Below are 20,814 nucleotides of genomic sequence, written 5' to 3' on the forward strand. Positions count from 1 at the left end.
ATTTAAAATCCAATTGTTTCAGACCTGTCAGGTTTTGAAAACCTTACAGGTCTTAATCTCATGATATTTTTATTTTCATTTCAGCTTCAATCATCTTTAATTTCGCTTCCCCACCAATCTTTATTGGGTTGATAATCTGGGCTTAACATTTGTTTTCTTTTAGCTTCCAATTTAGGCATCAGCTTCGTTGTATTGTTTTTTAAACGCTGATTCCATGCGGATTCATCCCAATCAGGATCTAATTCTGCGTATTCGGTATTCATAGACTCTAGCCAACTCATAAGTTCCTCTTTTAGGTCTTGGGTCTTTTCAGCGTTTTTATCTGCTAGATTATTGGTTTCGCCTAAATCAGCATTCAAATCATATAATTCTTGATGACTGTCCTCCCAGTAATGAATAAGTTTCCAGTTCTCTTTTCTTATTATGGAAACAGGTTCACCACCTTGATTTCCGTAGTGTGGATAATGCCAAAACAAAGGGCGTTCATCAATTTTATCGCCGTTTAAAAGTGGTTTCAAACTCACTCCATCTGTATGTTCTTGAGGTCTTAGCGGGATTTCGGCTAAATCTAAAAGCGTTGGAAATAAATCGGCACCAGATACTAGTACCTCAATCTCAGCACCATTTTGTTGTATCTCTGGCACATAAATAAAATAAGGAACACGTAAACCGCCTTCCCATTGATAGCCTTTTCCACCTCGAAGCGACAATTGATTGGTAGAATAATTATCGCCAGAAGTTACGCCTCCATTATCTGAGGTAAACACTACAATGGTATTTTTGTCTAGTCCAGTATCTTTAAGGGTTTGCATCACACTTCCTATGGCTTCGTCAACCTGCTCAACTAAACCTGCATACACTGGATTATCTTGGTGTTTTCTTGCTGGTAATACACGTTCCATCTCAAAACCATTTTCAGCAATACCCATTTGTTCTGCTTTATCCCTATATTTTTTCCATTTGTCTTTTAAAGTTTGAATTGGTGCATGCACCGCATAAAAAGACAAGTATGCTAAAAAGGTGGTATCTTTGTTTTCTTCAATAAAATTAGATGTTTCTTTAGCCAACTTCATGGACAGTGATATCCCTTTTTCGGCTTCATGATCTTCCATCATCGGATTGTTAAATGGCGAAAAATAACCTCCTTTACCAGGTCCACCTTTTTCATAGCCACCCATGTTGATATCAAAACCATGATTGGTTGGTAACGAATGTTCTTTTTCACCACCTAAATGCCATTTTCCTGCAAAAAAAGTTCTGTATCCATTCTCTTTAAAAACCTCTGGTAAGGTTACATCACTGGTATCTAAATGATGTTTATACTCTGGTGGCAATAATTTGGTATGTCTATTTTTCTTTTTCCAAGCTTGTCCAGATGGTGCGCCATCAAACTGCGTGATGCCATGCCTTGCCGTAAATTGTCCATTTAATAAACTTGCTCTCGATGGACTACATACCGCACATGTGGCATAACCGTTTGTAAAAATAGTTCCTGAAGTGGCCAATGCATCAATGTTAGGTGTTTCATAATATTTACTTCCCATCACACTTAAGTCTGCATAACCCAAATCGTCCACAACGACAAAAAGGATGTTTGGTTTTGTTGTCTGTGTTATATTGGTTGCGGAGTCGTTGGTTTTACAAGCCCCTAAAACGATTAAAAATATGAGGATACTTTTTTTCATTATTTTACATTTTATCAGGTCTTATCCACATACAATGGCCACCACCTTCAACCATTTTAGCGTATACTACATCACCTTTTGTTGCCGTTGCTGTTCGTACTTTGTAAGCTTCAGGATTTGTTTTACTATTTGTGCTTTCAGCATCTTCGTAATAGGTGATTTTGTAGGTTTTATTATCTTTTAAAAAGTCTAAAGCGATATCTAAAGTCCCTCCTTCAGCATGAACGGAACCAATAAACCACGCTTCCCCATATCTTCTCGCTGTAGAAACATATGCATCCATTTTGGCATGCAATACTTTACTCTCATCCCATTTTCCAGCAGGCATTTGTTTTATAAATTCAAATATATCTGATTTTGCTGCATAAGCTTCAGGTGCATCTGGAAGACAGACCAAGCCACTAAATACAATTAATGTTCTTGCCGCTTCTGCTGTTACTGTTGTAAGTAATGAATTTAATTTTTTAGGCCCTTTTGCGCGTTTACCTGCATTGACACCTGATATATCAAAAATACCATTATTCATATCTAGAGGTCCTTGGATACCATTTATTAGTGCCATTCTTATAAAAGTTTTTGGCGTAAATGCACGTTTGGAATCTTGCTGGGCATGGCAAAATTCTTTAGTAATTGCGTTTGGAAACGTTCTAGAGATTCCTGTAAAAGGCACAGGACGATCATGAAAATCAATGAGTAAATGACTCTTAGCACTTAAGCGAATGGCATGTCTTGTAAATTCTACATTGTCGCGCATAAAACCATATTTTACACCCTTCGCATGTAAAGACTTAAAATAAGGGAACAAAGCTTCATCTCCATAATCTCCTTTTTTTCTATCATAATACAAGAGTAGTGATACTCCTTTTTCGTTGGCGTACGTCGAAATTTTGTCGAAATCTAATTGTTTTGAGATTTCAAGATGACCTTGTTCAACGTCTGTATACCAACCAGCATCAATCATAACATATTCTATATCATTTTCTGAAGCAAAATCTATAAAACGCAAATAGCTATCCGTATTTATACCATAGTTAAACCCATCTTCTGCTTTGAATCCATGTACTCTCCAGTCCCAAAGTGTTTTCCCTGGTTTTATCCAAGACGGATTTTCAATTTGATTAGGAGCTGCAACATTTAAAGGCACTGTATTGGTTAATAAATCTCCAATTTTATCTTCTATAAGAATTAATCTCCACGGTGTAATTAAGCTATTATCATTTGAATGAAATTCATTATCAGAAATTAGTGTATTCCTTTTCTTATCGAATTTAAAATCAATCACATTAAATCCCGGAGCACTTACCAAATCGGATTCTAGAAGTGATAAAAATTTATGCTGGTCACTTTCTACAATTATTGGCATATTGAATTCCTGTATTAAGGAATCCTTCATTTTTAAATCTTCTATAACTATAGGCCCAACAGGTTCGCGCTCACCAGCTGGAGAATATAAACTACTTGTATCTTCCAGATCATATTCTATAAAAAAGGAAGGTTGAGTACCTTCTGAAATTTCACTAGCTTTAAATCGAAAAGCAACGCCTTTATTGTAAATTCTTACTAAAAGTGTTACTGGAATACCTTCGTAGTTTAGAGATACATCCAATTCATTATAATGGTTTTCAATTTCACTGAACTGTCCCCAAACCGGATTCCAAATTGCATTGACTTGGTTTATTTTAGTATTTAGAATCTCAACTTTTGATCCTTGTAGAACTGAAATTTCAGAATTTGAAACTAATATAATTTCATTATCATAAAGATTGTACGTTAATTGATTTTGTGCATCGTTTAAAACAATTTTAACTTCACCATCAGGAGATGTGATTTCTAATTGATGTGATTTTGTACAATTACAAAAAGTTAGAATAAAAATTACTAAAACGACTATATTTTTCATTCTGAAAAGAGATTAAAAGTTTCAAAAACTGCTGATAAATTTTTCTCGTACTAATCAACAATGAAGCTAATTTAGATAACCTCTCTTATTTAAACTTCTAATTTTTAACCCATTTAATGTACAATTCAATCAATTGATTGTGCTTTTTCTCTTTTAACATAATTACTTAAGTCTCAAAACCGGTACTTATTAGCTTATGAGTTAATAGCCGTACCTATTATTTAGTTTGCCTTTCTTTTGAAAACAGCTTTTCATTAGGACTTTTAGGCAATTCAATTTGCCATTGCTGTATTTCTTTTAGTAATCGTTTTGCTACACCTGAATTGGCCTCTTTTAGATCATTTTTTTCACTTATATCTAGTGTAATATCATACAATTCATAATAACTCAAATCGTTGTTTGCAACCAATTTCCAATTTTGGTCAACAACCGCATAAGACACCCAATGGTTTGGTGTATTTGTCTTTGCAGGCCAACGCGATTCATATTTCCAAAAAAGCGGTTTTGTTCGTAAGGGATACGTTTTTCCTTGAAGGGTTGACACTTGGCTAATTCCATCTGGATTAAAAGCTTTAGGTAAATTCACATTCGCTATTTCACAAAACGTTGGTAATAGATCTACTGCCGACATTAAAGAGGTATCATCAATAACTCCTGCTTTAATTTTACCTGGCCAACGAGCAATAAATGGCACTCCTATTCCACCTTCAAATAGTGATGCTTTATACCCTTTTCTTCCTCCTGTTATGCCTTTTGATGCACTTGTATCATAACCAGCTCCAGTGGCAGAATCATATTTAAGTTTTAATTCCTTCACTTCAACGGCAGCTCTTGCAGGTCCATTATCTGAACTAAATATTACAAGTGTGTTATCGGTTATTTCTAAGCGATCAAGAGCATCTAATAACTCACCAATGCGATCATCTGCATGAGATATTATAGCTGCATAAATATTATCATCTTCTGCTAATTCTGGAAAACGCTGTTGGTATTTTGGAATGACATGATGCGGTGTATGCGGTTCATGTATCCATAAATTAATAAAAAATGGTTTGTTTGCTTTATTAGATTTTTCGATAAAAGCAATTGTATTGTTAACGTCTTCATGAACTGGCATTTGTGTTCCCGAACAGTTAAATGCTCCATATTCATCGTAACCATATTCACCAGGTGAAGGAGAATCTGCAATCATATTATTTGAAAGATGCCATTTTCCAAAATGTGCGGTAGCATAACCACTTTCTTGTAATAATCTTGGTAATACTATGGCATCTTGGTCTAACCAATCTGGCATGTTACGTCGCGCATTATCTTCTACCCATGCAAAGTGACCATCAATGTTATGTCTCGCCGGAAATTGCCCTGTCATCACTGCTACTCTACTTGGAGAACACACACCACTAGCTACAGTAAATCGTTGAAAATCGGTACCTTCATGTACCAAACGATCTATATTTGGTGTTTTAATATAAGGATGACCATGTGCACTTAAATCTCCCCAACCCCAATCATCGGCAAAAATAAATACAATATTAGGTCTGGTTTCTTCTACTGTTTTCTGGTCATTAGAATTTACATTTGTGCCATTTTTACACCCATAAATACATACAAGAACAATAAAGCTTAGAGTTATTAATTTTAAAATTCGCATTGTACTATTTTTTATTATTTCTCTAACATCTTAGGAGTGGCAACAGTTCTAAATCCTAAATGTTCTAAAGACGAATCTCTACTGGTTCCCATTCTAGCCGAAATTCTATAACTCGCACAATAAGAATCGCTGCACAAAAAAGACCCTCCTTTAGTTATTTTCTCTTGCACATATGGGTTATTGGGATTATAGGCTTTGGCCGCTCCTTTTGGATTCACAGCAGGCTGTTTTGAAGATGCTAATTCACTGTAATAATTAATATTATACCAATCAGCAGTCCATTCCCAAACATTGCCTGCCATATCGAACAATCCATAACCATTTGCTGGATATGATTTTACAGGTGCTCGCAATTCGTAACCATCCTCTTTGGAGTTATTAAGTGGAAACTCCCCCTCCCAACTATTCGCCATTTTAGAAAGTTGAGACCGATCATCTCCCCAAAAATAAATGGTATTTTCTTTACCACCTTTTGCAGCATATTCCCATTCAGCTTCAGTTGGTAGTCGTCTATTTGCCCATTCGCAATAGGCCACGGCATCTTCATGAGATACCTGAACTACTGGATAATTTTCCTTTCCTTCAATACTACTCCCTTTTCCGTTAGGCTGTTTCCAAGTCGCACCAATTGACCAATGCCACCATTGTGAAAAATCATATAAATTTGGAACGGAAGATTTCGTTTTCTTAAACGTCATGGAACCTGCTTGCAAAATAGAATCGTGAGGTTTTGGCGTGCCTTCAGGCACTTGTTTTTTCATCTCTTCCCAATCCACATCTTTTTCAGCGGTTGTTACATACCCTGTAGCCTTTACAAATTCAGCAAACTGCGCATTAGTAACTTCTGTGATATCCATGAAAAACCCATCGACTTTCACGTTATGACTCGGCTTTTCATGTTGCATAGCCATGTTATCTTGAGCAACAGCACCTTGTGTAAATGTGCCGCCTGGTATCCAAACCATACCTTTGGGAATTGAGTCTGGAACTTTTTCAGCGACCTGAGTCTCTTCACTTTCAACAATTTTTACAGGTGTGCCTGTAAGTTCTGTACTTTCCACTTTAGTTTCGTTCTTACATGAAACGCTAATTAAAAAGGCTACTATGACTTGAAAAAAAATGACTTTTGAATTCATTAAAATGAAATTATATGATGTAAAAAAATTATAAAAAGGAGTGTAATTTACTAAAAGATTTATTCAATTTAACTTTAAAGATTTAATCTTCTAAAATAATTTGATTTGCTTTTCAAACAAAAAAACTACACCGAAAAACCAATTCAACTAAATAGCTTTGGCTTGAATTAAACCCTATAAAACCAGAACTATCGCTAATCAAATTGAAGTATTATTACTAAAATATAGAATTATTTTTATGGCTACTCTTCGCGTAATCCCACTTTAGATAAATCGAGAGGTACAATCCCCATGTCTAATGCTGGTGAACCTGGTTTTAATCTAAAATCACCATTTTCAGGATCTACAAACATTGGATCTACAGCTTTACTATGTAAATCCACACCATCTGTTTGATTCTTTTTAAGGAGTTCTACCCCTTTATTAGGATCTGGTTTACAGAAATAAATATTGTAATCCGTATCTGCATCCATAGCTCGTGCCAATGCCCGTCCTCTCCGATCTTCAGAACTACCTGCTTTACCAGGAGGCAACTCATCAATAAACGTATCTGATGCTGATAAGGAATAAAAAATGTTTTTCTTAATTGAGCCACCTGTCAGTGGTCCTTCTCTTACCGATAAATAATAACCTCTTGGTGGTGCAATAATATTATATACCACATTATTTTCCACTTTATTATCTAATTTAGTGAGGATGCCTTGTGAGGTCGCATTATAAATCAGGTTTTCTGAAATCAGTGTCCCTGTTTGTCCACCATCTGTTCTAATTGCGGCTTGCATTATCATATCGGCAACCATATCATGTATATAGTTACGTCGAATGATATTGCCTTTTCCAGCACCACGAATATAAATAGCATTACCATCTCCAAGTCGTTGCATACCGTGATGTATTTCGTTTAGCTCTACGATATTATCATGCGTATGCAAGTAAGGCAAAACGTCTTCCAATGTCACATCTTTAGAAAATTCTGGTAGTTCATTACTACGTAGCGTTCTCATCAGTTCGCGTCCATTGCCTTTCTTGGCAAAGAAATGGGTCATAAAACCCGAAAGAATAATAGCTGTATAATCTAAATGGTGTATAAGATTATTGGCGATATGATTTTCACCACTCTGCCAAACTAAAATTCCAGGTGAATGCCAATAAATTTCACCTACATGATGAATATTATTATTGTAAACTGTATTCTTTTTGTTCACATCTTTGGTTCCTGGTCCATAACCTGCAAGCAAAATGCCTCCACCTCCCATGTGTTCAATATGGTTACTTGAAATGGTATTATTCATGCCATGTAAATCCACACGAATCGCACCACTTCCACTATGTAAAAAATGATTTTGTTCGATAACGCAATTTTCGGTTCCTCTAAATCTCACCAAGGCATTACCTTTATCAAACATATCCCAATCGTGTTGGAAACCTGCGTCATCTGGAGTTAGGGTATAACGTTCACCGTGTTTAAAAGTTAGACCTTTAAAATGAAGATTACGAACAGGAATATCCTTTGCCTTCTTTTCATTTATTTTTCCTTCTACACGGATAAATTCTATAAGTTGTGGGGCATATACTGTAGACTCATTACGTGGCCACAGATATACCTTACCTTCTTTGGTGTTTAAAACCCATTCGCCAGGTTCATCTAATGCCTCAATCACATTTTCTACCCAAGCATTCTCTGTGTCCTTTAAAAAATGAAGCACATTCATAGCATAGGTCGCATCGATTGTGGTGTTTACTGTTTGCTTTTTGGCATTATACGATTCAACAGGCAGCATATTGGTGATCCAAGCATGGTGCGGTCTTACTTTTATTTCAGCATCATCCATATTTTTGTAATCATGAAATACACCATCAGGAAAATGAAGTCTATTTCTCCCATTAGTTTTTTCTTCAGTAATAAAACCTTTTGATTGAGCTCTTGGTAGCATGCCTTCTTCATCGTAAAGTGTCAAAAATTTATCTGAAACATCAGCGACCATAATATTGCCTTTCGCTGCATCAGGTAATCCAGGAATTTCAGTGGTTACTTTTTCCCAACCATTAATTTGTTTCCCAGAACTAAATACTGGTTTTTCCCCAGGATACCCAGCATATGTAATAGTATTTGTTCCTTCACCTGAATCTTCTAAACCAAATACAATCGTTTTGTTGAGTTGATATACTCCATCACGAATAAGCACGACAATATCTTTTGATTTGCCTTTTTTCAAATCACGAACGGCATTTTTGGCTTGTTCCAAAGTTGCAAAAGGCCCATCGGTACCTTCCGCATTTGGACTATCTAAAGTCCCAGACCATTTATCAGAGCCTTTTACGGACACATAAAAATCTGCATTAGTCTCCGTTGGGTTTTGAGCCATACAACTAGCATATCCAATAATCAATGACAGTGCTATTATTAATTGTTTTTTCATTTTTCAATATTTTTTTTTAATCAATTAGTTTTTTGAATAATTCTAAAAGAATATATTCATGTATAAAAATTATATTACCTCTTCTTTCTTGTTGTTGGTATCCATTCAAACCAATTGAGATTAAATAGATTTTTAGCTTCGCCTTCGTAACATAGATAAAGTTTATGTTTTCCTCGGATGCCATTTATTGTTGTTGAAATAGTTTTATAGTTATCCCATCCACCTGTCGCAGCTATAGGTATTGTACCAACAATTGTGCCTTTAGGATCATTTAAGCGCAGAACAATACGACCTCCATCTTTTGGAGTTGCTACGCTTACCCGAAAAGGAAATGAATCAGCGCTATTACCAAAATCGATATCAGAATAGCTTGTCCAATCTCCATTAGAAATCTCTCCAAGTCCTTGACTCTTTTTACCATCTTTCTGGTCTTCTATTTTAATTCCTGACTGTTCTGTAAAGTCTTGAGCGTTATGCCGAATACTTCCATCTTCATTAGGCAGTATGTCTTTTGCAACTGTCTTTTTTCTTTTACGAGGAGGATAATTGGGTTTATTTATTTCCACACTTTCATCAAGGGTGTAAACAATGGGTTCTATGGTGCCATCTTCACGAAAATTCATTTTATCGAAACAAACCGAACGTTTATAACGACTACCATGGTTAACATCTCCACGATGGTAAAATAAATACCATTGGTCATTAAACTCGATTGCTGATGTGTGGTTTGGAGATTCAGGGGAATTCGGTGCTAAGTCACCTTTGAAATCAGCATACTCTGGTAATGGCGAATCTGCCATCCAATATTTAGTGACACCTCCAACTCGTGCACTGAAATAATAAAGCCCTTCACGCTTAAAAACATGGACTGCTTCATTGACCTTTTCTTCGCTTAAACGAATCCAAGGACCGTCTAATTCCACCATATTATCTTTTAGTTTGGCTCCCATAATATGCGAACCTTGCTCTCCCAAATCTACCCAATGATCATTGCCATAAATATAAGCTTGCCCATCGTCATCGACGAAGACAGTTGGGTCAAAAATTGTCGTAAACTCATTGGTTACCGCAGATTCCCATGGTCCTGTAGGAGTACGACTTTTTGCTACGCCAACATAAGTAATATCACTTGGAAAGTACCAATAATACGAGCCATCTTTATAAGCCGCATCTGGCGCATTCATATTAGATTGCGCGTATTCAAATCCCTTGTCTAATTGAGGATCAAGCGAAACCCCATGATTAATCCAGGTTTTCATATCGGACGACTCAAGAATTACGTAATCTTTCATCGATTCATAATCAACGGCATCGGGTTGATCATGGGAACAATAGACATAAACCTTACCATTGAAAACCTCAGCTGCAGGATCGCATACATAAAGAAAATTAGCATCAGATTCTCTAAGTACAGGGTTTTGTGAAAAACCCAAATTCCAGATCATTAAAAAAAGCAAGAATGGTTTCATGTTTTTATTTTTAACCTTTTAATTCACAAACGCTTAATGCGTAACTAATACGCCTTTTGGATCAGGAGTGCGATTTGATATCGTTTTACCATCACCATACCAATAAACGCCTACACCATAAGCCATTTCACAATCATTCCAACTCCAAACTTCCATATCGAGTTGAAGCGAACTTCCAAATGGCATAACATCTAAGGCACGCGTACGAGTTTCTGTACTATATCCTTTGGTATTTCGTTCACCTATATTTGTTTTTCTATTTAATTTATTATACTTATGACTATATGGTTGTGCATGAAAAGGATGTTCGTAAAAATCAGTACTCATGCCTCCCCAAGAATAGCCATAATAATCTTCTGTACCTGTACCAAAAATAGAAGGAAAGTCTTCACCGTCTACCCATATTTTTTCATCTCCTTCTCCCCACCATTTTTCTACGGGATTCATAATAGTTAAAGCGTCTCCTACATAGACACCTCGTCCCTTTAGAGTTACATAATTCCAATCCGAAAAAGGACGAGTTGGAACAGGGTTTTGACCTCGCCACGCCGCATTAAAATACAAACTATTCTTATCCCACTTCCAATATCCAATAACGGTGTTTAGCTCAACATCAATAGATTGATGACTTAAGTTAAGTACCGATACTTTAGCAGATTTTTCATAAGGCATTACCCAACGACTAGACATGGTGCCATCCTCGGAAACCGTTCTATACCATCCTTGAAATGGATTTAAACCAATTCCTGAACCAAAAAAATATCCTATAGGGCACCAAACAGTTTCTTTCCCATCAAACTCAATTTTAAGAATCACAGAACGTGTTATTAATGAATCTTTGTAGCTTCCTAGTTTCAAAGAAAGTGCCCGAAGTGCTGCATTGCCTTTAAGCAATACAATAGATTTTTCTTCTTTAGGCTTCAATGTTTGCGTTAAGTTAACTTTTTCACCCTCTGTTGGTATTTTTGGTTTTTTTAAAGCTTGGCAGACTTGTTTTATTTGGTTTTCGGCTTTATGGAAATCTTCCATTGTAAACGTTTTTACTTTTGTTCCTTTTGAATATTCTCTATATGTAAATTGATAAAAAAATGGACGTTCAGTCACTGTAATTTTACAACTTTTTGCATACGGAATTGGAAAGAATGAAACCGCTGATCGCAAAGATTTATGAGCCAATGGAAAAGGTATTAAACCTGTTCCATTAAATAAATTTAGCATATTCCCTTCTAGTGTTGGTTCTTTAGCTCCATCTAAATAAATCTTAATAATACTATTCGTTTCAATTCTTTTAGTAGACCTAATAGGCATCCAAGTGCGCACAATTGCACCAGCTGATTGGTGATCCATTAGAACCCATTCTTTTTGGCCATTATTTTCTTCAATTCTAATAAAATTATGGTCTATATCATTATTGTTTAAATCCTTATTAGTAAACCAGCCAATAGAATCATTAGGACTTACTGATGCCCGATTATAACTACTTTCTTGTTTTAAACGAAAATCTTTTTGAGGAAAACTTGCTATAACATCTCTATCAATCATTTCATTTAAGAGTGATGTCATGGTAATTTCCTTTTCTTTGGTATTATATGATGATAGTATAACCATCAGTAATATTACGTTTGAAAAGAAAACTATTTTTAGCAAATATTTTTTCATGATTTGTAATATTTAATTTTGAGTATTATTAGCAAAAGCAGCTTGCACCCAAGGAATATCGATTTTATCATTCTTTTGTAATTCACCAGGAGTACTTCTTCCATCATTAATTTGTTTAATTAATAATTGTTTTAATTCCTCAACTTTCTCTGGATATTTTTCTGCTAAATTCACATGTTCTCCAACATCTGTTTTTAAATTATATAATATATTTTCTGGCAGGCCTTTTAACTTTTTTAAAGGTTTTCCCATAGCATTTAAGCCTGAACTTGGAGATACTATTAATTTCCAATCTCCTTTTCTTATGGCAAAAACACCTTCCTTACTGTGATGAATGGTTGCCTCTCTATTATAGCCTTCTTCTTGAAGTAATAAAGGCAACATCGTATAACTATCTTCAGCTTCATTATCTTTTAAATCATAATCAACAATATCTGCACAAGTAGCCATAAAATCTGTGGTACATATCGTTGCGTCTGAAATACTATTGGGCTGAATTTTTTCTGGCCATTTAATAATAAAAGGCACACGATGACCACCTTCTAAGTAACTTCCTTTGTTTCCACTATATATATAACTTGGATTGTGTCCTTTGGCTTTTAATACTCCATAATTTGCATTAGCAGCACAGCCATTATCACTTGTAAAAATTATAATTGTATTGTCTTCTTCCCCACTTTCTTTAACCGCTTTAAATATCTTTCCCATTAAATCGTCAATCATTAAAACAAAATCTGCATACGGATTTATGTTACTTTTTCCTTTCCATGGAGCAATAGGTAAAATAGGATTGTGTGGAGCCGGTAATGGTAAGTAAATAAAGTAAGGCTTGTCGTCTTTTGCGTTCTCTTGGATGTAAGAAACTGTTTTATCTACAAAGACAGGTAATACTTGGTCGTGTTTAAAATCATCAGAAATAGGTCCTTTTATCCAATAAGCGTATTTATTCTCATTTCTTTTTTGTTCAGATATACCAATTGGCCCCATGACCACTTTATCATTCTCTACATAAACAAAAGGAGGCATATTTAACGATGCTGATAATAAATAAGAATAATCAAAACCTAAGTCCAAAGCTCCCTTTTTCAGCGGCTTAGAATAATCTAATTGTTCAATAGGGTATTTGTCTTTAATACCGGAGTAGTATTCTAATTCTTGACTACTATCTTTTAGCGCCCAATTTAACCCTAAATGCCATTTCCCAATATTTGCAGTTTTATATCCATTTTGCTGTAATAAATCTGCTACGGTAAGTCGGTCGTCTTTTATAAGCATAGGTGATGTTCCCCATGTCACAAATTGTTTTAATGGTGTTCTCCAATTATATCGACCAGTTAAAATCCCGTATCTAGTTGGCGTACAAACAGATGACGAAGTGTGTGCATCTGTAAACCGCATGCCTTGCGCAGCTAACTGGTCTAAATGTGGAGTGTTAATTTTACCATTTTCGTTATAAACACTTAAATCTCCTATTCCTAAATCATCGGCTAGTATGTAGATGATATTAGGCTGCTTGTTTTCAGTAGACTTAGATTGAGCCAATCCATCAAACATGAAAATACTTATCAATAAAAAAGTGGCTATGTTTCTTAATTGACCACTCCTATTTTGTACTGAATATCTAAACATATTTACAATGGATTAATAATTTGTATTTGAAGTCACTAGTTTAAAACCAATCACTGTTTTTCCTAGTAAGGATTTTTGGTAGCGTAATAATAAGGGCATCATTATTATGTGTCCAATTTATTTTTTTGTTTTTAATTACATACGTATTAAAAAGTTTTATAACTATAATAAAGTAACATTCTCAGTGTAAATAACGCTGAGGATGTTACTTTTTAGATTATAAATAGGAACCATTAAAAACCGAAACACCCTAATACAGGTAATTGATCTTCAGTTAATGCTGAATTTAGATCAAAATCAGAACAATCACTAACAAGACTCGTATCCCAACCTGATAAATCTTGACTGAAATTTGTAGCACCACTGAACATAGATGCCATACTTGAAGCAGAAGAAACGGTCCAACTCGAAATATCTTGATTAAATGTTGTTGCCTGAAAGAAACATTGGGCAAAACCAGTAACATTAGACACATCCCAACCGCTTATATCTCCATCAAAAACAGTTGCTTGTCTAAACATTTGCCCCATACTAGTAACACTAGAAACATCCCAACTACTTATATCACCATTAAAAGCCTCTGCTCTTCTAAACATTTGTCCCATATTCTCAACATTAGAAACATCCCAATTATTAAGATCTTGATTAAAAACTTGGGTATTAAAAAACATCCTATACAGCGTAGTCACTGAAGAAACATCCCATGTACTAATATCACCATTAAAAGCAAAACAATTTCTAAACGTTGAATGCATCGAGGTCACTTGAGAAACATTCCAACCACTTAAGTCGCCATTAAAAGATTGTGCGTTATAAAACATTAAGTCCATATTGGTTGTACTTCCAATTAAAGGATTATCTGTTGCGGTAAACTCTACTAAATTATTACAACCTAAAAATACTCCTTGTTGACTTCCAAAGTACATATAACCCCATTTTTGCACATCCACAAATTTAGTGGCACTAGCTGAATTTTGGTCAAAATTAAACCCTTTAATCAAGCCTTTGATAGTAACGGTTTTTAAACCAGCATCTGCATACGTATGAATTGCATCTGGATCATCAAATGATGTTACTGCAACATCATCTGCTGGATCTCCCGTATTCTCCCAATTTACTGTAAAATTATAGTCTGTATCATCACCAGCATATAATGGTAATTCAATGGTATCTCCTGCTTCAACTTGCCATGAAGTTATAAATTCAGAATCAGAGGTATCGATAATAATATCTACAAAAAAAGTACCTTCTTTAGCGATATCTTCAAGATATGCTATATAATTTACAGTAATTCGGTCGTAGTTAGCAGCATCAAAAGCATTAATATTATTTATAGTAATAACACCAGTACTACTTATATCCACAGCATTGTCTACAGATTGGTCTATAAGTTCAAATGTAAATCCATCTTGACTTGCTTCTTCTATAGTTGGGTCTACTAGGTTTTCTTCCGCGAGTAAATCAAACACGCCTTCTTCTAGTTCATCAGTAGCAATTCTTCTTATAACACCTATATGATCTCCTTGTGTAGCTATTCCTGTTTGTGTGTAAATAGCATCACTATCAAGAATAATTGAATTTGTTGTAGGTATTTCAAGCTCGCAAGCCGTTAAACCTAAGCAAAAAAGCGAAAATATTATTTTTTTAAGCATGTCTATATATGTTTAATTCGTAAATAAATTTCTATTTAATTTTTTTATAATCTAAATGTTACGCCCAATGTATATGCAGGTTGTACTGCAAAATAGGACGATAAATTCTCTGGGTCGTTATCTACATATCTTCTAGTATCTTCACCTGTTAAATTAGTAACACTTGCATTTAGATTTATATGCTTACTAATATTATATTGAGCACTTAATCCAAATATTGCTTGTCCATTTGTATAATGCGTCTGATCTTGACCTATTAAACCTAGACCTGCAAGGCGGCTTAAATAATTACTTCTATACGACCCTGTAGCCCTAAAAGTAAATCCATATTTTTCGTAATATAAAATGGCTTTAGCACTATATTTTGATGTGCCTGGTAGACCTAGATCATAATCTATTCCATCTGCTGATACGAATTTACTTTCTGTATAGGTAAAGTTTGAAGAGAAACCGAAACCACTAGCAAAACCTGGTAAAAAAGTAAAATGTTGATTAAATCCAACTTCAAACCCATATACCTGTGCATTGGATACATTATTTACCGGTTGTCTGATATCAAACAAGCTATCTTCTAAACCTGGAGGTAAGTTAATACCTATTTCTTCTATGCCAGGAAATGGTTGCTGATACCTCCATATTACACCTGCATAATTTCTAATATCTCTATAAAACCCACCTAGTGTAAAAATGCCTCCATTTTTACTATAATAACTTAGAGAGTTATTAAAGGACCAAGCAGTTCTAGGGACTAAATCGGCGTTTCCTGATATAATGGTGTTAAAATACTCATTGGGTGCATAGCTTTCAGATTCTGGGTTGAAGACTTCTGAATCTGGGTCTATAAATCTAATTGTATTATTAGGTAATAAATTTCTAACTCTCGGTCGTGTTAATTTTTTACTAGCAGTTATTCGATATTTTAATCTTTTAGTTAGATCTATTGTCCCATTAAAACTAGGTAAGAAGTTTAACGTGGAATTATCTGTAACAAGGTATTGAGAAAAACCAGTATCCTCTGTTTCCGTATCATCTACAGGGTCGTAATAGGTAATTGTTGAAAATCCTGATGATGCATTATTATATTTAATAATTGATCCCGAAAATCTAAAAACAGCTTTACAACCAAAAATCTCTGTATTCAACCTTAAATTTAAATACGCTTTAAGATTACCTTCTTTAATCTGATACGATCTACTTGGATTAAATCCAACGCTATCCTCGTCTCCTGGAATTTGTGAAAGCGGTTTATCAAAATTAAAAATTTCACCTCCATCATAAGACGCAAATTCTGGACCTGCATTCCATAGTGCTAAACCCGAACTCGCTAGCCAGTTATCTAAACCAGTACCTCCTTCTAAGAGCGTTACATCTGTTAAATTACCTTGAGAAATAAAATCTGCATAAACGTCTAATTGTTGAGCAGTAAGTCCAACAGTACCATCTTCTTTTACGTAAGTATTTGTGTTTATCGTAAATCGTCTAGACTCAGTATTACTATAATCATAACTTAAACCTGCAGATAGTCTAATTTTTTTACTTAATACATAATCTGCATCTATTTTAGCCTGATATTTATAGCCTAAATTTTTGGTTACATTATAACCTATGTTTGGTGCAGCTCCAGTTAAGACATTACTATCATATATATTAGGAAATCCATAAGAAAATTTTTCTCCGGTTAAATCTAAAAATAAATCTTCAGGATGAAATTCTTCGAAATCCTGATTATATACTATAGTTCCACTATTTATAGTTTCTCCAACAAAATTAATACTAGAATAAGATACATCACCTGATAAGAATAATTTTTTATTTGGTCTATATTTAATGTTTAAACCACCTAAGCCACTTTTTGTAGTATTCCTAATTTGAGTTGTTCTACTTCTTATAGAATAACCAGCATCTGTAGCTCCTGCTACGTCAAAATATGATAACTGTCCTCCATTAAACGCAATGGCATCTGGTGCCCATAATACGTGGTTCGTAACATCAGCATTATTAGTGGTAGTATATAGACCACTGTATATGGTTTGTAAAACATCCCTTTGAGAATCAGCTATAAGATTAGTGAATGTATAATCCAACATTATGTCTAATTTCTTATTGGGTTTATATTGAATTCCAAGTGATGTTGCAGTTCTTGTATTTATTCTTTTATTAATAGTATTACTATTTGTACCTGGCCCATAATATATACTATCAGTATCAGCAGTAAAAACATCAATCCCTTCATCATACACGCCATTTTCATTTGAATCAATTGTAATACCTCTAAGCTGGTAATTTCCTAAAGAAGCTGAATTCTGAACCCTTATTTCTTCTGATTTTAAAAACGTACCAAATGCTCCAATTTTATCAGTAATTTTACCTCCAAATGCCATTGAAGCTCTACTTCCTAATTCTGGTTTTTGCCCATTGGCTGTAGTTCTAGAAGATACCACTCCAAAATATTTTTTTCCTCCTTTGTAACGCATATCTAAAGGTTTAATCGTAGTAAAGTTTACATTGCCTCCAATACCACCAGTACTTCCTGCATCGCCAGTTTTACTAATAGTAGCACCACTAATAATTTCTGTTGGTAAAACATCTAAATTAAACTGTCTTAAATCACTATACCCATCAGTTCCTGCGGAAAGTGGAGACCTTCCATTAATGGTTACCTCTACAAATTCTGGTCCTAAACCTTGTACAGAAATTCTATCACCAGTAGTTCCATCTACATTTCTTTCGATTTGAACTCCAGCAACTCGCTCTAAAGCATCTGCAGTATTATTATCTGAAAAACTACCGATATCTTCTGAAGTAATCGATTCAATGATATCATCGGAGTTTCTTTTATCTTTAATAGATTTTAATTGAGAGGCTCTTAATCCTATTGTAAGAACAACTTCATCTAATGCTTCACTTGATTGTTTCAAAACCACATTAATAGTGTCTGATTCTGAGACAGTAACATCTTTTGACTCTGTTCCCAAATATGAAAATGATATAACGTCACCTGTTGCTGCTTTAATTGTGAAATTTCCATCAAAATCGGCAACCGCACCTTTGCTTTTTGCTTTAATAATCAAGGTAGCACCAATTAATGGTTTACCTGTATCATCAGTTACGGTACCGGTTATTACCCTTTCTTGAGAAAAGGCAGATATCGATATCATAATTATAAAAGATATTATAATTTGTTTCATAATTGTTGGTTTTATAGAGTTAGTTTATTTAGTCAGTTTTCTTTTAAAAGTAGATGTATACTCGGCATAGCCATTGTATTTTACACCTTCGTTTTGCCAATGGTTAAGTTGATTATCATATAACTTCCTTAATTTTTCTAGTTGTGGCTTATAGCTATCTTTATGCGCAATATTTTCCAATTCAAAAGGGTCATTGACAATATCAAATAATTCTTCGGTTGGTTTAATTCCCTGTTTTTCATCTTCATAATACCAGTACACATATTTATACTGGTCGTCCATAACGGTTAGACAGTGTGTCGCTTTTGGTCCCCAAACTTGAACAATTGGAAGTGATTCCCTTACTTGAGTCTTCGAGTTTTCTAAAACAGGTCGTAAGCTTTTACCGTCATAATGAGCAGGAATCTCTACTCCTGCAAAATCGAGAATGGTTGCTGTGATATCCACGTTACCTGATAATGAAGCAGTTTTAACTCCTATCTTAATTTTATCGTTGCGAGGATCAACAATAATCAGTGGTGTTCTCGCTCCTTCCTCATAAGGCAACACTTTAGAACCTAAGCCATGGGAACCATTGAAATACCCATTATCAGAAGAAAACACAATAATAGTATTGTCATCTATTTTTAATCGTTTCAATTCTTCTAAAACCATTCCTATGGAATAATCAACACCATAAATTAATTGGTGATATTTACGTAAAGCTTCTTGATACGTTTCTTCTTTATCATAACCCCATTCTTCAAATCTTGGGTATTGTCTTCCCATTCTCGATTGTTCTGCCAAATGCTTTCCTGCTTCACGACCATAATTGGGTAGTTTGTCAAAAACGGCATCTTTATAGATATCATCAAACATTGGGTCTGGCTCCACAGGTCTATGTGGTGCTTTAAAATAGACACTCATACAAAATGGCGCGTTACTTTCTATAGATTCATTTATAAAATCTATAGTTGCCGCTCCATAGGCACGTGTACTATGAGGGTATTCCTCTGCATATTGTGCCATAGATTTATTTTCTATGGTTTTGTAAGAGGTTTGGTGTGGACTTCCTGCCCAGAAATCAAAATCTTTTTTAGCTACTTCACCTTCTTTTTTCCAACCGCCATTAGTATCGGAAACTGAAAATCCAAACTTACCTGCAAAACCAACTTTATAGCCTGCATCTCGAAGAAGAACTGGATAAGACGTTGACCATTGCTTAGTTCCTAATGAACCATGATCGAAATTACAACCGGTTTTATATTCGTAAAGTCCTGTCATGACATTAGCTCTACTTGCCATACAAATCGCTGTCGTATTGTAATGGCGTTGAAACAAGACTCCGTTCTCCGCTAAGCCATCAATATTTGGCGTATTTACAACATTGTTTCCATAACTTTTATGAGAATCATAAGATTGATCGTCTGTAAAAAAGAAAATAATATTTGGCTTTTTCTCTTCTGTTGGTGTTGCTACTTCTGCTTTTACTTTTTGTCCTTGGCATGATTGCAGCGCAAGAAGACCAAGCATTAAGGATACTCCTAGAATAAATTTATATTCCAATTTTATATTATTTTTTAGTCTCATATTCTTTAAATTTCGCAGTGATCACATCTGTTGAAGGACATTCTATAGGTGTTATATCAATAGCCTTAGCAATCTTATTGGCTACTTCAATCCCTTGTAATCTTGAACCTTCTGCTTTATAATGCACATCTCCTGGTTTATTGGCAAATTCCTTTAAAACAGGAATAGAAAATGTATATAAATCGTTCACTATAATTTCAGGGTACGCGCTCATGACCTTCAAGGCTACAGCATTGTATTTAACAGCATCACCTGCAACTCTTCCTGGTTCACCTTCTGGAACTAGTGTTGTTGTTGCAAAAATTAATTTTGTGTTTGGATAGGTGTTTTTTAAATACTGAACGATAGCTCTAAGATTCTTTTCATACAGGTCTAAAGTTGATACTTGTGTCCCTTTTTTTTTATTTAATTTCTTATTATGTAAATACTTTAAATCGTGTAAGCCCACATTAAAATGAATCACATCCCAGTCAAAATTCCAGCCGCCTTTTAAATACGGTTGAAACATGGTAGTTTTTAAGGTTTCGACATTCGAAATAAACTCATTACTAGACTGTCCATTTTTATGTATGCGATACACACAAGCTTGTCCTTTTAAAGATGCTCTTACATATTCTGTATACCCGATAGAAATAGAATCTCCATAAATAAAAACCTTTGGCAAATTAGCTACTGGTTCTATATACCTAAACTGATATCTTGTTTTATTAAATCGCCCTAAGCTGTTCCATGCTTTTTTACAAACATCACAACCAGTGGTTAGCACCTGACTAACTAGCCGTGTTGGTAACAACGATGCCAAGCCAAAAGCCGAAAGCATTTTAAGAGATTGTCTTCTACTAATTCTTGTCATAGG

At 34.8% G+C, this 20,814-nt stretch carries 12 protein-coding genes; all 12 read right to left on the minus strand.

The genetic code is table 11. From position 1 onward, the window contains the following. Positions 1 to 86: 86 nt before the first annotated feature. Positions 87 to 1,685: a sulfatase gene (locus KO515_RS16600; RefSeq protein WP_215937452.1), complete on the minus strand. Its 1,599-nt coding sequence runs from the start codon at positions 1,683 to 1,685 to the stop codon at positions 87 to 89. Positions 1,686 to 1,689: 4 nt separating this feature from the next. Then, entirely contained in the window at positions 1,690 to 3,585 is a 1,896-nt protein-coding gene (locus KO515_RS16605) for a glycoside hydrolase family 97 protein (protein ID WP_215937453.1), read from the minus strand. Positions 3,586 to 3,802: 217 nt separating this feature from the next. After that, entirely contained in the window at positions 3,803 to 5,236 is a 1,434-nt protein-coding gene (locus tag KO515_RS16610; RefSeq protein WP_215937454.1) for a sulfatase family protein, read from the minus strand. Positions 5,237 to 5,250: 14 nt separating this feature from the next. After that, complete coding sequence (locus tag KO515_RS16615; RefSeq protein WP_215937455.1) at positions 5,251 to 6,372, minus strand: formylglycine-generating enzyme family protein; 1,122 nt, start codon at positions 6,370 to 6,372, stop codon at positions 5,251 to 5,253. Between the two features lie 242 nt (positions 6,373 to 6,614). Next, positions 6,615 to 8,792 (minus strand): right-handed parallel beta-helix repeat-containing protein, encoded by a 2,178-nt coding sequence (locus KO515_RS16620; RefSeq protein ID WP_215937456.1) that lies wholly within the window; start codon positions 8,790 to 8,792, stop codon positions 6,615 to 6,617. Positions 8,793 to 8,866: 74 nt separating this feature from the next. Further along, positions 8,867 to 10,261: a carbohydrate-binding protein gene (locus KO515_RS16625; RefSeq protein ID WP_215937457.1), complete on the minus strand. Its 1,395-nt coding sequence runs from the start codon at positions 10,259 to 10,261 to the stop codon at positions 8,867 to 8,869. Positions 10,262 to 10,294: 33 nt separating this feature from the next. Next, the gene (locus KO515_RS16630; protein ID WP_215937458.1) at positions 10,295 to 11,920 is read right to left on the minus strand and encodes a glycoside hydrolase family 172 protein; all 1,626 of its coding nucleotides are present in this window, start codon (positions 11,918 to 11,920) and stop codon (positions 10,295 to 10,297) included. Positions 11,921 to 11,932: 12 nt separating this feature from the next. Then, a complete protein-coding gene (locus tag KO515_RS16635) occupies positions 11,933 to 13,549 on the minus strand; it encodes a sulfatase family protein (protein WP_215937459.1) in 1,617 nt (538 codons plus the stop codon). 233 nt (positions 13,550 to 13,782) lie between these two features. Beyond that, the gene (locus KO515_RS16640; protein ID WP_215937460.1) at positions 13,783 to 15,201 is read right to left on the minus strand and encodes a BspA family leucine-rich repeat surface protein; all 1,419 of its coding nucleotides are present in this window, start codon (positions 15,199 to 15,201) and stop codon (positions 13,783 to 13,785) included. A gap of 44 nt (positions 15,202 to 15,245) precedes the next feature. Continuing rightward, positions 15,246 to 18,389 (minus strand): TonB-dependent receptor, encoded by a 3,144-nt coding sequence (locus KO515_RS16645; RefSeq protein ID WP_215937461.1) that lies wholly within the window; start codon positions 18,387 to 18,389, stop codon positions 15,246 to 15,248. A gap of 24 nt (positions 18,390 to 18,413) precedes the next feature. Then, complete coding sequence (locus tag KO515_RS16650) at positions 18,414 to 19,958, minus strand: sulfatase family protein (protein WP_215937462.1); 1,545 nt, start codon at positions 19,956 to 19,958, stop codon at positions 18,414 to 18,416. Continuing rightward, positions 19,942 to 20,811 carry an SGNH/GDSL hydrolase family protein gene (locus tag KO515_RS16655; protein WP_215937463.1) on the minus strand — a complete coding sequence of 290 codons (870 nt, stop codon included), beginning with the start codon at positions 20,809 to 20,811 and terminating at the stop codon, positions 19,942 to 19,944. The genes KO515_RS16650 and KO515_RS16655 overlap by 17 nt, the downstream gene beginning before the upstream one ends. Positions 20,812 to 20,814 lie beyond the last annotated feature (3 nt).

Source organism: Winogradskyella psychrotolerans (genome assembly GCF_018860545.1).
Taxonomy (GTDB): Bacteria; Bacteroidota; Bacteroidia; order Flavobacteriales; family Flavobacteriaceae; genus Winogradskyella; species Winogradskyella psychrotolerans_A.